General features: G+C 41.4%; 13 protein-coding genes. 1 reads left to right on the forward strand and 12 read right to left on the reverse strand.

Going from position 1 to position 14168, the window contains the following annotated elements; genetic code table 11:
* Positions 1–3: 3 nt before the first annotated feature.
* The 8 genes from LD028_RS16555 to LD028_RS16590 form a co-directional block, all read right to left on the reverse strand.
* Positions 4–2349 (reverse strand): endonuclease MutS2, encoded by a 2346-nt coding sequence (locus tag LD028_RS16555; RefSeq protein ID WP_237812415.1) that lies wholly within the window; start codon positions 2347–2349, stop codon positions 4–6.
* A 19-nt stretch (positions 2350–2368) separates the two neighbouring features.
* Positions 2369–4078 (reverse strand): DNA polymerase/3'-5' exonuclease PolX, encoded by a 1710-nt coding sequence (polX, locus tag LD028_RS16560; protein ID WP_237812416.1) that lies wholly within the window; start codon positions 4076–4078, stop codon positions 2369–2371.
* 49 nt (positions 4079–4127) lie between these two features.
* Positions 4128–4667: a CvpA family protein gene (locus tag LD028_RS16565; RefSeq protein WP_237812417.1), complete on the reverse strand. Its 540-nt coding sequence runs from the start codon at positions 4665–4667 to the stop codon at positions 4128–4130.
* Positions 4660–4935, reverse strand: coding sequence for a cell division protein ZapA (gene zapA, locus LD028_RS16570; protein ID WP_041637971.1), 276 nt, complete (start codon positions 4933–4935; stop codon positions 4660–4662). Before zapA ends, LD028_RS16565 begins: the two co-directional genes overlap by 8 nt.
* Before the next feature lie 122 nt (positions 4936–5057).
* Complete coding sequence (locus tag LD028_RS16575; RefSeq protein ID WP_237812418.1) at positions 5058–5612, reverse strand: DUF6036 family nucleotidyltransferase; 555 nt, start codon at positions 5610–5612, stop codon at positions 5058–5060.
* Positions 5599–5820, reverse strand: a complete 222-nt coding sequence (locus LD028_RS16580) for a hypothetical protein (RefSeq protein ID WP_226373738.1) — start codon at positions 5818–5820, stop codon at positions 5599–5601. Before LD028_RS16580 ends, LD028_RS16575 begins: the two co-directional genes overlap by 14 nt.
* A 75-nt stretch (positions 5821–5895) precedes the next feature.
* Positions 5896–9018, reverse strand: coding sequence for an efflux RND transporter permease subunit (locus LD028_RS16585; protein ID WP_237812419.1), 3123 nt, complete (start codon positions 9016–9018; stop codon positions 5896–5898).
* Positions 9015–9461, reverse strand: a complete 447-nt coding sequence (locus tag LD028_RS16590; protein ID WP_237812420.1) for a MarR family winged helix-turn-helix transcriptional regulator — start codon at positions 9459–9461, stop codon at positions 9015–9017. The genes LD028_RS16585 and LD028_RS16590 overlap by 4 nt, the downstream gene beginning before the upstream one ends.
* Before the next feature lie 124 nt (positions 9462–9585).
* On the opposite strand from LD028_RS16590, the gene LD028_RS16595 reads away from it, so the two are divergent.
* Positions 9586–10146: a Uma2 family endonuclease gene (locus LD028_RS16595; protein WP_237812421.1), complete on the forward strand. Its 561-nt coding sequence runs from the start codon at positions 9586–9588 to the stop codon at positions 10144–10146.
* A gap of 236 nt (positions 10147–10382) precedes the next feature.
* Here LD028_RS16595 and LD028_RS16600 read toward each other — a convergent pair whose 3' ends face one another.
* The 4 genes from LD028_RS16600 to LD028_RS16615 form a co-directional block, all read right to left on the reverse strand.
* Complete coding sequence (locus tag LD028_RS16600; RefSeq protein ID WP_043967912.1) at positions 10383–11492, reverse strand: RNA-guided endonuclease InsQ/TnpB family protein; 1110 nt, start codon at positions 11490–11492, stop codon at positions 10383–10385.
* 769 nt (positions 11493–12261) lie between these two features.
* Positions 12262–12600: a hypothetical protein gene (locus LD028_RS16605; RefSeq protein ID WP_077427907.1), complete on the reverse strand. Its 339-nt coding sequence runs from the start codon at positions 12598–12600 to the stop codon at positions 12262–12264.
* A gap of 58 nt (positions 12601–12658) precedes the next feature.
* Complete coding sequence (locus LD028_RS16610) at positions 12659–13435, reverse strand: polyprenyl synthetase family protein (protein ID WP_226373735.1); 777 nt, start codon at positions 13433–13435, stop codon at positions 12659–12661.
* A 124-nt stretch (positions 13436–13559) separates the two neighbouring features.
* Entirely contained in the window at positions 13560–14012 is a 453-nt protein-coding gene (locus LD028_RS16615) for a hypothetical protein (RefSeq protein WP_226373734.1), read from the reverse strand.
* Positions 14013–14168 lie beyond the last annotated feature (156 nt).

Below are 14168 nucleotides of genomic sequence, written 5' to 3' on the forward strand. Positions count from 1 at the left end.
CCGTTATTGTAATTCGACAATGGTGACGCCTGTTCCCCCTTCAGTCGCCTCACCAAATCGAATGCTTTTTACCGAGCGATGATTTTGTAAATATTGTTGCACGCCTTTTCGAAGTGCCCCTGTTCCTTTTCCATGAATGATAGACACGCGCGGATATCCTGCCAACACCGCATCGTCAATATATTTTTCGACGCGAAGCAACGCATCTTCATATCGCTCACCACGCAAATCTAATTCTAGTGGAACGTGATAGTCGCGTCCTTTTACGGTCGCAATTGGCTTTGTTTCAATCGGTGCTGGGCTGCTTACATACTGCAAATTTTCTTCATCCACTTTCATTTTTAAAATCCCAATTTGCACAAGCCACTCTTTATCGGATACTTTCTCAATCAACTGCCCTTTTTGATTGAGATGAATGACTTTCACTTCATCGCCTGGGTGTAAGGATTGCTTTGCTTTTTGCGCTTGTTTTTTCTTTTTTGTATCGATTTGCGGAATCGCTTCTTCTAACTTTTTCCGCGCGGCAATCAGCTCATGTTCTTTCATAGCAGCGGCCTGTTGTTTTTGCATTTCACGAAGGTTTTGAATCACTTCTTCGGCAGTTTTCATCGCTTTTTTAACAATGAGTTCTGCTTCCTCTTTTGCTTTTTCTAACAACCGCTCGCGCTGTTCACTTAATTCGTTCCACTGCTGTTGTAATTCATTTCGCAACTGTTCCGCTTCTTCGCGAAGTTTTTCGGCTTGCTCCCATTCTTCTTCCGCGCGCTTTTTACTTTGTTCTAATGAAGCAATCATATTTTCAACTTCATTGCTTTCAGCACTAATATACGTACGAGCACGCGCAATAATATGTTCGTCTAAGCCGAGGCGACGAGAAATATCAAGCGCATTGCTTCGCCCCGGAATACCGATCAATAGTTTATACGTTGGACTTAACGTTTCGATGTCAAATTCGACACTTGCATTCATGACACCTTGTCGGTTGTAACCATATGCTTTTAATTCAGGATAATGCGTCGTCGCGACCACCCGCGCCCCACGGTTATGCACTTCATCTAAAATAGCAATAGCTAATGCTGCACCTTCTTGTGGATCCGTTCCTGCTCCAAGCTCATCAAATAAAACAAGGCTATGCTCGTCCACTTGTTTTAAAATATCAACAATATTTACCATATGAGACGAGAACGTACTTAAACTTTGTTCAATTGACTGTTCATCGCCAATGTCAGCATACACCGCGCGAAATACAGCTAATTGTGATCCATCTAACGCCGGCACTTGCAATCCTGCTTGCGCCATAACGGTGAACAAGCCGATTGTCTTTAACGCGACTGTTTTTCCCCCCGTATTCGGCCCCGTAATTACCATCGTCGTATAGTTGCTCCCTAGTTCAATATCGTTTGGAACGACTTCGTCCGATGGAATAAGCGGATGACGTGCTTGTATGAGACGGATATATCCACATTCATTGATAGCTGGTTTTGTTGCTTTGATCGCTTTTGCGTATTTCGCCTTTGCAAACAAAAAGTCAAGCTGAGCAAGCAACTCGACGTTCTCAATAATTGTTGTCGCCTGCTCACCCACAGAGGCAGATAATTCGCTTAAAATACGTTCAATTTCTTGTTTTTCTTTCACACGCAATTGCTGCAGTTCGTTGTTCAATTCCACTACCGATTGTGGCTCGATAAATAACGTAGCCCCAGATGAAGACTGATCGTGTACAATGCCACCATACGTATGGCGATATTCTTGTTTCACTGGGATGACGTACCGATCGTTACGGATCGTAATGATTGCATCTGACAATGTTTTTTGCGCTGATGATGAACGAATAATACTCTCTAACTTATCGCGCACTCGTCCTTCAATCGTGCGCAGTTGATGGCGGAGCGAACGAAGCCGATCGCTCGCTCCATCAAGCACATCTCCGCTTTCATCAATACAATGATATATACGTTGTTCAAGTTCAGGCAAAGGAACGATTTGCGCCGCATATGCGATCATGTGCGGAAGATCTGCCTCTGTCGCTTCTAAAAATTTTTTCAGTTGTCTTGCTGCTCGCATCGTACTTGCGATATCAAGCAGTTCATGTGGACTGAGCGTTCCTCCGATGCTTGCACGTTTCGTTTGCATCCGTACGTCAAATATACCACCAAGTGGGACGTGACCACGTAAACGAAGAACCGTTGCTGCTTCATCCGTTTCTTCTTGCCAGCGCACCACTTCTTCTACATGTGATGATGGCATAAGCGCTACGACTTTTTCTTTTCCTAACGAGGAAGATACATATTCTGCAAGCTGTGCTTTCACTTTATCAAACTCAAGAATGTGTAATGTTTTTGCGTGCACTGAGTAACCCTCCAGCTGTTTATTTTCGCAAAAAAGAGATAAGTTGTTCGATATCCCATGTATTGATGACCATTTCTTTTCGAATCCAACCTTTTCGAGCAAACGCCACTCCAAGCTCCATATCATCAAGCATACGAACGTTGTGTGCGTCTGTATTAATCGCCATTTTCACACCAAGCTGCTGTGCTTTTTGTAAATAAGTGTACGTCAAATCGAGACGGTGTGGGTTGGCATTTAGCTCTAGCACCGTATTTGTTTCTTTCGCAAGCTGCAACAATTCGTCTATATTTACAGCGTATCCGCTTCGTTCCCCAATTAATCTTCCTGTCGGATGAGCGATCATATGAACGTATGGATTCATAAGTGCTTCTTTTAGACGTTTCATAATCGCTTCTTCTGGTTGTGAAAAAGCAGAATGAATCGACGCAATGACAAAATCGACCGTTTGTAATACATCATCTGGAAAATCTAACGTTCCATCTGGTAAAATATCCATCTCAATGCCAGATAAAATAAAAAAATCGTCGTACTTTTCGTTTAGGCGGGCAATTTCTTCTTGCTGCCGTTTTAATCGTTCAACCGTTAGTCCATTGGCTACTTTTAAAAACTGTGAATGATCGGTAATCGCAATATACCGATACCCTTTCTGACGACATGCTTCTGCCATTTGCTCAATTGAAAACGCCCCGTCGCTCCACGTCGTATGCATATGTAAATCGCCGCGTATATCAGATAAAGAAAGGAGCGGCGTGCCGTCATATGCATCAACTTCTATTCCACTTTCACGCATTTCTGGCGGGATGAACGGCAAATGAAAATGAGCAAAAAATTGTTCTTCTGTCGCGAACGTTTTCACTTCGCCTGTCTGAATGTTTTCTACACCGTATTCACTAATTTTTTCACCGCGTTCTTTTGCGAGCTGACGCATGCGCACGTTATGTTCTTTTGAACCGGTAAAATGATGGAGCGTTGTCGCAAAATGTTCAGGGGAAACGAGACGAAAATCGACATTGACAATATAATCGTATTGCAATTGCAATGATACTTTCGTTTCTCCGTTTGCGACAACGTCGTAAATATGTTCAAGTTGCAACAACTGCTCCCGAACATACAAAGGATTGTTTGTTGCGATAATGAAATCCAAATCTTTTACTGTCTCGCATACCCGACGCAAACTGCCTGCTCGCGAAAACCGTACGATATCATCTATATTTGCAAGTTGCCGTTCAATGTCTAAAGCGACTTCTAACATAAACGCAATTGGCAACCGTTCAGGGCGCGCATTCATATTGGCAAGCGCAGTTAAAATGTTTTCTTCTGTCTTTGCACCAAAGCCACTTAATTGTCTTACACGTTGAGCTAAGCACGCTTCTTTTAATGTTTCCACATCAGTTACACCTAGTTCATGATACAGTTTTGCGATTTTTTTCCCTCCAAGTCCGGGCAATTTTAAAAGTGGAAACAATCCTTTAGGAATTTCTTGTTTTAGCTGTTCCAATACATCGCTCGTTCCCGTCTGCAACCATTGTCGCAAAACGGCAGCTGTTCCTTTTCCGATTCCTGCAATGGACGTAAAATCATCAATATCTGTTAAGGCACGTTCATCTCGCTCTAACGCTGAAGCTGCCTTACGAAAAGCGGATACTTTAAACGGATTTTCCCCTTTGATTTCCATATATAAAGCGATCGTTTCGAGCAGGCGAATCGCCTCTTTTTTATTTTTTTCCATCCCATTCCCTTCCTTTCGACGAAAAAACTTCTCTCGGACGGAGAAGTTTTTACGCCATATATTGCACGAGCATATGTTTTACAAAATTTGATAAAACGGGTGTGTGTTTGACAATCAAACTAGCGATGAATGAGTCGTGAAGTGGCTGTTGAATGATAGACATAGGAACAAGTGCACTCACATATAAAAGTACAAATAAAAGCAAATACACTTCTATAAAACCAAGCGCTCCACCTGCCCAACGGTTTACGCTTTTTAAAATGGGTAGCTGTGCGACGAAGTCTAGCATTGAGCCGATCACTTGCATCACAATTTTCGCAGCGAAAAATAAAACAGCAAACGCAATCGCACGATAGTACGCTTCATCTAAATTTGTGCTTTCAATGAGCAATTTTATCGTTTCCCCATCACCAAAACTCGGATATGGCACCCATAATTTTAGTCTTGGTGCTAGTTGATCATAATAGTTATATGCAACAATAAACGCGATCAAAAAACCGGTCATATGAATAAATTGCAAAATAAATCCTCGTTTCAATCCAATCATCAGTCCCATGAGAAGGATGAAACAAATAAGCAAATCAATCATCGCTGTCATCATCCTTTTCTTTATTCATTTTTCGCAAAAGGCGTTCGTATTCATCTTTTAGTTTAATATATTCATGAACGATATTGACTGCCGTTAATACAGCGAGTTTACTCGTATCAAGCGTCGGATTTTTGGCACTAATTTCACGCATTTTGTCATCGACAATGGAAGCAACAAGCCGAATATGGCTGGAGCTTTCCGTTCCGACGATCGAATATTGTTGTCCGTATATATCTACCGTAATACGCGTTTTTTTCTGCTCCGCCAAATTATTTCCCCCATTCATCCGATCTCCCGTTTCGGCAAAATTCTACCTTTTATCTTAACATGATTTGTAGATACATGAAAAGATATACGAAAGGAAGAGCGGGCATCGACACCCGCTCTCATCTAAAACCATTGCTCCAGTTGTTCGCTCGTTCCGTCTTTTTTCGCTACTTGTTTCATATATGCCCAATCCAGCCGCTCTTTATGAAGAAGAACCATTCTTTTTGCCCATTCGCAATCGGATTTCGATTTCCAATGGACACATGCGCGCAAGCGATCTAATATAATGTCTTCAATTCCGATGACATATACATGCAACCCATCTTCTAACTTCAACTCAATTACTTTATCATCATCAGCATCCTCTAGTACATCGTTTGGAATTTCCACACTAACAAACAATTCATCGTGATACCAATGTCTTCCTGACGGAGTGAAACCCAGTTTAGTGAGCAATTGTCCCGCTTTTTCACGATCACTAACAATTAAATCGATATCTACAGTCGTATAATCGCCACGCGTATATATTTCAACCGCAAGCCCACCAACAATAATGGGACGTATACGATGTGGCTCCAACAACTTCGTTAAAATGGCTGTCACTTGAACCATTTTCTCAAACGATGTTTTCGTTTGAAGCGACTGAAGTTTTTCTCTCGCATCTTTAATCGAATTCATAATACCACACTCGTTCATTCAAATATCGAATTTTTCCTTCTTGTTCAGCTTTTTTCCATCTTTTGATGCATAATTCATCTAATACACGCATTTCCTCTTTGTCACGTGGACGTAAACGTACATGTTGCTCTCTTCCATATTTTAATATATCCCGTTCCACATTTCCTTTGCGTGAAAAAATCCACTCGTTTAGTTCAGACATATTCATTTTTCTCACTTCGTTTCACTCCAACAACTATTTTTTTACATTATATCACAAAAGAGCGGGCATCGACACCCGCTCTTATTTCATAAATGGCCACCAATTCGCCCGTCCAAACGTTTTCACCATTACCGGAATAAATAATGGCAAAACGACAAGGGCGTATAAAAATAACCCTGTTAAAATAATCGTTGCAATTTGTAATAGCGACAAAACCCCGGACGGATACATCGCCGCAAACGTTCCTCCTAAAATGACAGCGGCAGAAATGATGACCGTTCCCATATGGCGCATCGCTTCAAGCATCGCTTCTTGCACCGTTTTGTCACGGTATTCATTAAAGCGATCCATAAGGAAAATGCTATAGTCAATGCCAAGCGCCATTAAAATAACGAACGCAAAAAATGGAACAGCCCAGTTCACGCCTTCATATCCGAACATATTCACAAACACAAGTTCAGTGAATGCCATCGACGTATAATACGTTAAAATAAGCGATAACATTAAGTACGCCGGCATGATGAACGAACGAAGAAGAACGATTAAAATGATCGCAATTCCTGCAAGCATAAATACAGACGTGCGTGCATAGTCAGCAGCAGAAATGTCATTTAAATCCGAATATATACTTGTCACGCCGCCAACGCCTACTTTCGCATGCTCAAGTTTCGTACCGTTTACCGCCCGAGCAATCGCATCTTTCACTTCTGCGATCTTTTCCATCGTTTTCGTTTCGTACGGATTGGATGAGAAAACAACATCAAACGTCACGACTTTCCCGTCTTTCGACATATATGCTTCCTTCGCTTGTGCAAATTCCTCACTCATCAACAATTGTGGCGGCATATACCACCCTGCCATTTCTTCATCTGGCGCATTCGCTAAGTCAGAAACGTACTGTTTTGCGGACTGTAATCCATTTTCCACTTGTCGCAATCCATCCACACTTTGATTTAATCCTGAAATAAGTTGATCCATTTGATCATTAAGCTGCGAAAAACCTGTAAGCAATTGCTGTTGTCCGTCGTTTACTTTCGCTAGCCCATTTGTCACTTCTGGCAATCGTTGAACAATTTGCCCTTGACCATCCGCTGCTTGCTCTAATCCGTGACGAAGTTTTCCAAGTCCATCGATCAGTTGATCCATTCCCGTAATAAGCGCTTGTTGTCCGTTTGTTACTGTCGCAAATGATTCATTTGCTTGTTGCAAACCATATTGAACATTTTGTAACGCGTCGTTCACTTGAACAAGAGCCCCAGACAATGTGTTCATTTCCGTACTCATTTGTTCAATCGCTTGCTTCACCTGTGCATACTCCGCATCTTCGCGCAAACTCGTATGACGTTCTTCTATGCGGTTGAGCGACTGAGAAAGAATAGGTAGCTGTTCCGAGATGGCACGTAATCCACTTTCAATTTGTTCATACTGTTCGCCCAACTGACGTAGTCCAACAGTTGCTTGTTCATATCCTTTTCGCAATTCGTTCGCGCCATCATGCAGCTTTTTCATATTCGTTTGTATCGTCTGTAATCCTTTTTCAAGATCAGCCGCACCAATCGCTCCGCTTCGTACTCCTTCTTCCAATTGCTTCAATGCTTGTTGTAAATCAGTCATTCCCGTTTTCAATTTTGACGTTCCGTTGACGAGCTCGTGAATACCACCTGTCGCCTGAGCTAACTTTGGAGCGGACTTTGCCATTTCGTTGCTCGCTTCGCTTAACCCAGAACGAATTTGCCCGATACCGTCCGCTCCTTTTCCAAGTCCATCTTTTAACTGTTCCGCTTGCTTTGTCACAAACAATTGATCAATCGGCTCTCCGAGCGGACGCGTCACCGAGCGAACAGCGTTCACACCATCAATGTTTGCTACTTCGCGACTAATTTTTTCTATTAAATAGTAATATTGCTCGTCATCCATCGCTTCGTCATTTTTCATGACGATTTTCGTCGGCATTGCTTCTCCTTCACTAAAGTGAGAAGAAATGATGTTAAACGCTTTGACGGAAGGATAACGATCGCCAATTTCCGCCATCGAGTTAAACGAAAGTTTTCCGTCATACGTCAATAAAATCGGCAATGTAATGACCGCGACAATCGCAAGCGCCCATAGCGGACGAGCGAAAGAAAAACGCCCTGCCACATCCCATAATTTACTCGGTTTATGTTCAAGCGCACCTTTCATCGGCCAAAACAGCTTTTCACCAAGTGTAGCCATAAAAAACGGCACAAGCGTCACGAGCGCAACAAGTAACACAACGACACCAACCGCAACGGCGGAGGCGGATTGATACAATTTAAATGTCGATAATCCAATCGATGCAAATCCGATCATGACCGCTAATCCGCTAAAAATAACCGTTTTTCCTGCAGTTTGATATGTCGCGATAATCGCTTCAGTTCGATCTTCTCGCTTCGCTAGTTCTTCTTTAAAACGGCTAAGCAGTAAAATGCAATAGTCTGTGCCAATTCCGAATAAAACGGCAACTAAAAACGTTTGTGTAAACGTAGAAAGTGGAAAATCAACACGATCAACAAGAAAAGCAACAATCCCTTGCGACACGATATACGTCAATCCGACCGTTAACAACGGTACAAACGGAGCAACGAGCGAACGGAACACAAGAAATAAAACGACTAAAATAAAAATGACGGTAATACCTTCCGTTTTTTTCAACCCTTCTTGTGAACTTTGAATGACATCTTCATCGATCATCCAACTACCTGTGTAATAGTGCGGCACATCAATATTCTCGATCACATCATAAAGCGCTGTGCTTATTTCTTTTGCGGTGCGTTTGTTTCGTTCTAATTGAAGCGAAATAAGTGCCGTTGTTTCATCTTTTGAAACGAGCTTTTCTTTGAGTGAGCTGTCATCAAGTGGCGAAACAATTTGTATTAAACCGAGCGATTCTTTTTTCGCTTGCAGTTGTTCAATAGCCTTCTCAATTTCGTTCCAATCCTTTTCTTGCAATCTTTCTTTGCGATGGAAGACGAGGACGGTGCTCATTTCCCCTTCCTTATTTTCTTGCTTTTGTACTTCTTTTAATAACTCGCTAGCAAGCGAAGACGAATAGCCGTCTGGGACGGTAATTTGCCCTTTTTCACGCACAAGTTGTGCCATATTCGGAGCAGTCATAACGAGCACGACAGCGGCGACAACCCACGCGAGTAAAACGACCCATTTTCCGCGAATAATCGTTTTCATTTTTTCTCCTCCATTTCTTGTAAAATCATTGCTAGCTTCTCATACGTTTGAATAAACTGTTCAATTTCTTCATGTGAAAGCTTTGTCATCATTGTTTCAACAAGTTCATATACTTTTCGTTCTGTTTCAACGAGCCATTGTTCACCTTTTTCTGTGAGCGAAAGAGCAATAATACGACGATCATCTTCATCTTTGCCACGTGCAATCATTCCTTTTTCAACAAGACGGTTTGTCATCGCCGTAATCGCACTTTTATTTACCGCAAACACGTCCGCCAATTCCGTTGACGTACACATCCCACGCTTATGTATGTAGCGCAATACATAATATTGATCGTGCGTAATATCGTCCAATTCACATTTCATCAACGCAGCCCCTCGTTTATGAACAAGAAATGAAACGGATAAATAGCGCTCAATAAATTGTTGTATGCTTCGCTCCATCGGTCAATGCCTCCTATCGAAATAGTTCAATTGTTTAACTATTTAATAATATAACGATAAAACACGGAATGGTCAATGATGAAGTGAGGTGTGATATAATGGTGAAAAAAGTGAGGGATACGCGATGAAGCCAGAATCATCCAAACTGTATACGTATACCGATTATATTCAATGGGACGGGCGTTGGGAGCTCATTAACGGAAAGGCTTACAACATGAGCCCTTCTCCAACATGGGAGCATCAATTTGCTGTCATGGAACTATCGTTTGCGTTTCGTTCGCATTTTCAAAATAAAAATTGCTACGTTGCGATAGCTCCGTTTGATGTTCGACTTTCCGAAAGCGACGACTACACGTATGCAAAACATGTCGTACACCCCGATATTTCCGTCATTTGCAATCGAAACAATTTAACACCAAACGGCTGTTTAGGCGCACCAACACTTATCGTCGAGGTTCTTTCTCCGTCTACAGCGTTAAAAGATCGAAACGAAAAATTTAAGCTATACGAACAGTTTCATGTGCAAGAGTATTGGATTGTTGATCCTTTGTATAGAACAGTTGAAGTATTTGGATTAGAGGATGGTTTTTTTAAAAAAAGAGAAGCATTTGGAGAAAATGACACGATTACATCTTTCCTATTTACGGATTTTTCTCTCGAAGCGAAGCGATTATTTTTTCAATAAAAAGGCAGCCAGTAACCGCATAACAAGCGAATTGGGCAGCCTTTTTCTTTTTATCGTTTAAGCCGTGACGTCGCGTTTTTGGAACGTCCACCATGTCAGCGCATTAAAAACAGAATGAGCTGTGACATACTCCCACCACCTACGCTTCGCTTAGAGGTGGGGCTTCTCGGGTAATCCCATCTCATGATGGGAAGTTGACCGAGCGATCCCCGTGTGCCCCACGGTTCGAGGACAAATTAGACGATCGCCAATCGTTTCATGCCCTCATGTTTGATATTGATGGCCGCATTGACGTCCCTGTCGCTCTCGAATCCACATTCACAGCGGAATGTCCGTTCAGAAAGCGATAAAGACTCCTTGACTCGACCGCAGCACGAACACGTTTTGGACGAGGGGAACCATTTGTCGATTTTGATCAGCTTCTTCCCCTGTTCGGCCAGCTTGTACTGAAGGAAAGTGGTGAACATGCCCCAGCCGTTGTCATGAACGCCTTGACCGAAATGGAGGGCTTGTGACATCCCTTTCATGTTGAGGTCTTCGATGACCACGCAATCATACCGTTTCGCTAATTTGTGCGACTCCTTATGCAGAAAGTCCTTGCGCTGGTTGGCAATTTTCCCATGCAGCTTCGCTACTTTCAGACGCTGTTTGTGCCAACGATTCGAGCCTTTCTTTTTACGAGACAATTTACGCTGTTCTTTCGCTAATTTTTCCAATGCTTTGCGATAGAATCGAGGATAATTGGCTCTCTTACCCTCGCTATCGACATATAGCGTACTCATGGAAAAGTCAAGCCCCACAACCGTTTGCACTTCTTTTAGGGCAGGTTGATGTTCGTACTCTGTGAGAATAGAAATATAGTATTTTCCTGTCTTGGTTTTCGTGATCGTACAAGACTTGATGATATGGTGGGCAGGAATTTCCCGATGTTGCTTGAGCTTGATCCATTTCAGTTTGGGCAGCTTGATATAGCCATCTGAGAGCTTGATGTTGCCATTTACCACATTTGTGGTGTACGACTGTTTCGCCTTGCGGTTTTTGAACTTGGGAAATCCAGCACGGCCAGAAAAGAAGTGTTGAAACGCTTTCTGCAAATTTAGTTGAGCATTTGCCAGCGCAAGACTGTCCACTTCTTTTAGCCAAGGAAACTCCTTTTTGTACTTGGCAGGGGTCGGAAATGTTTGCTGTTTCAAGGATTCTTGATCGTCCTTGGACTTTTCAAACATTTGTATGCGCTCTTCAAGCATTTTGTTATACACGAAACGGACACAGCCGAAGGTTTTGGCGAGCCGTTGTTCTTGTTCTTTTGTTGGGTATAGACGGAACTGATAGGCTTTGTTTGCCATATCGACACCACATCACTTCATACCTTGATTTTTGATATATTTTTTCTAAAACTGATTATATCATAACACACAAAAAAGAGACAATTTTAGGCTATACCTAACCGAAATTCATCTCCCACTTTCACTTCGTTTAGAAGTGGGAGACTTCTTTCGGAGGGAAGTTAAAAATTTGATAACCAATATTTTCAGTTCGTGTCTTTCGTTTTGTTTTGTTTTCTTTTCATGAATAAAAGAATTATGAGGAAGCCAAGCAAAATAAGTGTAATCCATAAGGAAATGGAATAAGCCTTTTTAAATAGTTGAAGAGTCCACGCTGGTGCCCAAGCATCCTCCCCTAGTAGCCAATATGCGACCACATTTGAAATTCCAATACCCTCTGTATTTGGTTTCAGCGATGATAATAATTAAGTGCTAAACTAATACTGCAAACTACGGATACGAAAAAAAGTGCAGTAATTGTGATAAGGAGTGTTTTAGATAAATCTTTTGTTCTTTTATGGAACAAATGAGTAAAAACTAAAAGAGTAAGTAGCAAAATATAATAAAAATAAAGTTCTGGATTGAACATCATTTCACCTCTAATTTCCCAAAATTATACTCTTGTCGTTAGTGAGACAAGAAGCTTATCGGATTTGGATTGCTCGTTATCGATGTTCCGTATGCCACAAGACGATGACCTTGCTTCCAATATTTTTTTATTCATAATTTTAAGAAATTAGTTCTGGAATAGTGTGTTACAAAGCAGTGAAAATTGTTCAACCACAGAATCTTATTCTTTGTCGTCCTTCGTTACTTTTGAAAGTTTAAAAATACCAACTAACAGACAAATCATACTTCCTGCCCATAATGCCCCTGATTCACCTAAAAGAAGGGAAATTTCTTCTGACGACATGGGATGATTAATGTCAAAAGAAATGGCTTTTAATGCCAAGTATACTGCAATAGAGAACGATACAAAATGCACGAAAATCCAAAGAAATGCTGCTCTTTGTGTGGTATTCCTTCTCCAAAGGAAAATTACCGTAATAATTGCAATGAGCATTATTGTAGAAAAACCACCAATTAACATGTTCATCACTTCTTCTTCCAAAGGCAGATGCCGATGCATGTTAAGAACACCTCACATAATGGATAAATGAACTCGTAGTGCTAGTTGAGAACTAGCACTACGAGTATTCCTCTTGCTGAAGCGCTTTTTCTTTTTGGACATACATCTCGTCATAGTCTATCTCGTTGTTGAAATATTGTTTCCATAAGTTATCGTGCTTGCTTTCTAGCATGTACAAAATCGGAAGCGACTTTTTCTTTGCATGAATATCCGCTTTTTTATCCCAGTTGTATAGCGCATCAAGATCATTGTCGATTTGTGCCGCGATGCCGATGTAAGAAGCATACGTTTCAATCGTTGCGATGTCCTCTTTTCCTGCTAATAAAGCGCCTATGACACAAGCCATCGCAACAAGAGAGCCTGATTTTTTCTCTACCATTTTTACATAGTCTGCTTCTGTTTGTACGTCGCACACCACATCAGTCTGTTGTCCGTGTACACTTTGCAACAAGCAAGACGTAACATATGACAGTGCCTTTAATTTTTTATTATTAGAAATCGATACATTCGCAATCGCTTGCTGACCAAGCAGCAAGAACCCAATTGCTATATGAAGAGGAATAGCTGTATCCTCGAAACGATCTTGATCGACTACATCATCCAATAAATCCCCAGCAAGCACGATCAATTCAACAGCTGCGGCGATATATGTTGAGTGATCTCCTTGTGCCGAAAACAAGTCATAATGCAAATAAGCCAACCGCCCAAACAACAAATCGCTCTCTTTCATATGTTGCTCGATTGCGACCAACATGTGTGCTTTCAGTTGCGGTTCCGACATAAATTGTTCCACGATTTCTTTCATTTGCTTCGCTATTTTTTCTTTTTCACTCATCCGATCGCACCTTACACAAATATTTACAAATAGGGAATATTCGACAATTCCAATGAAATTCCTTCCTGAAAAATAAAAAGACTTGTCGAAGATTGTGACAAGTCTTTTGCTTTGTTATCACTTACTACCCAATAGAACCATTAGCATTGCAATAAAACTCTATACTTGTTGAAATCGTATATGTTGCACCATTATAGGAATATTTTCCTGACACTGTAATGACGTATGTGCGCCCACTGTCAATTAATTCCACACTATATCCTGTCTGTGTCCACGTCCCACTGCCGGATGCTTTTGAGGAAATCGATTTAACTCCCGAAAACAGTTGTCTTTTGTGAACATCACTATACTGAGTTTTAAAAGTTCCTGTCACATACAAAGTTTGAACGGTTTGTCCAACTTGGATCGTTGTTGTTTTTGTCTTTGATGCAATCGATTGAGGAGTAATCGTCCCTGATTCTTTTGAGGAATTAATCCCCTTTTGATTCAAAATTGCCAACGAATCTTTTCCTATGCCAAATAAAATTCCCCAAACAAGCATTACTGCTACTGCTACACTGATCAATTGACGAATCATTTAAAAAATTCCTCCTTTCGTTTTGATAATTTGATTATACTTCACTTTTTTTCCATTATTCACCACAAACTTGCTGTCGAACCCCGCCATTTTTGACGGTGCGCCCGCCAATTTTGGCGGACTAGACAAAAAAACGCCCCCACCGATCCGCCAAGG

Source organism: Anoxybacillus sp. LAT27, from assembly GCF_022030075.1.
Lineage (GTDB): Bacteria > Bacillota > Bacilli > Bacillales > Anoxybacillaceae > Anoxybacillus > Anoxybacillus kestanbolensis.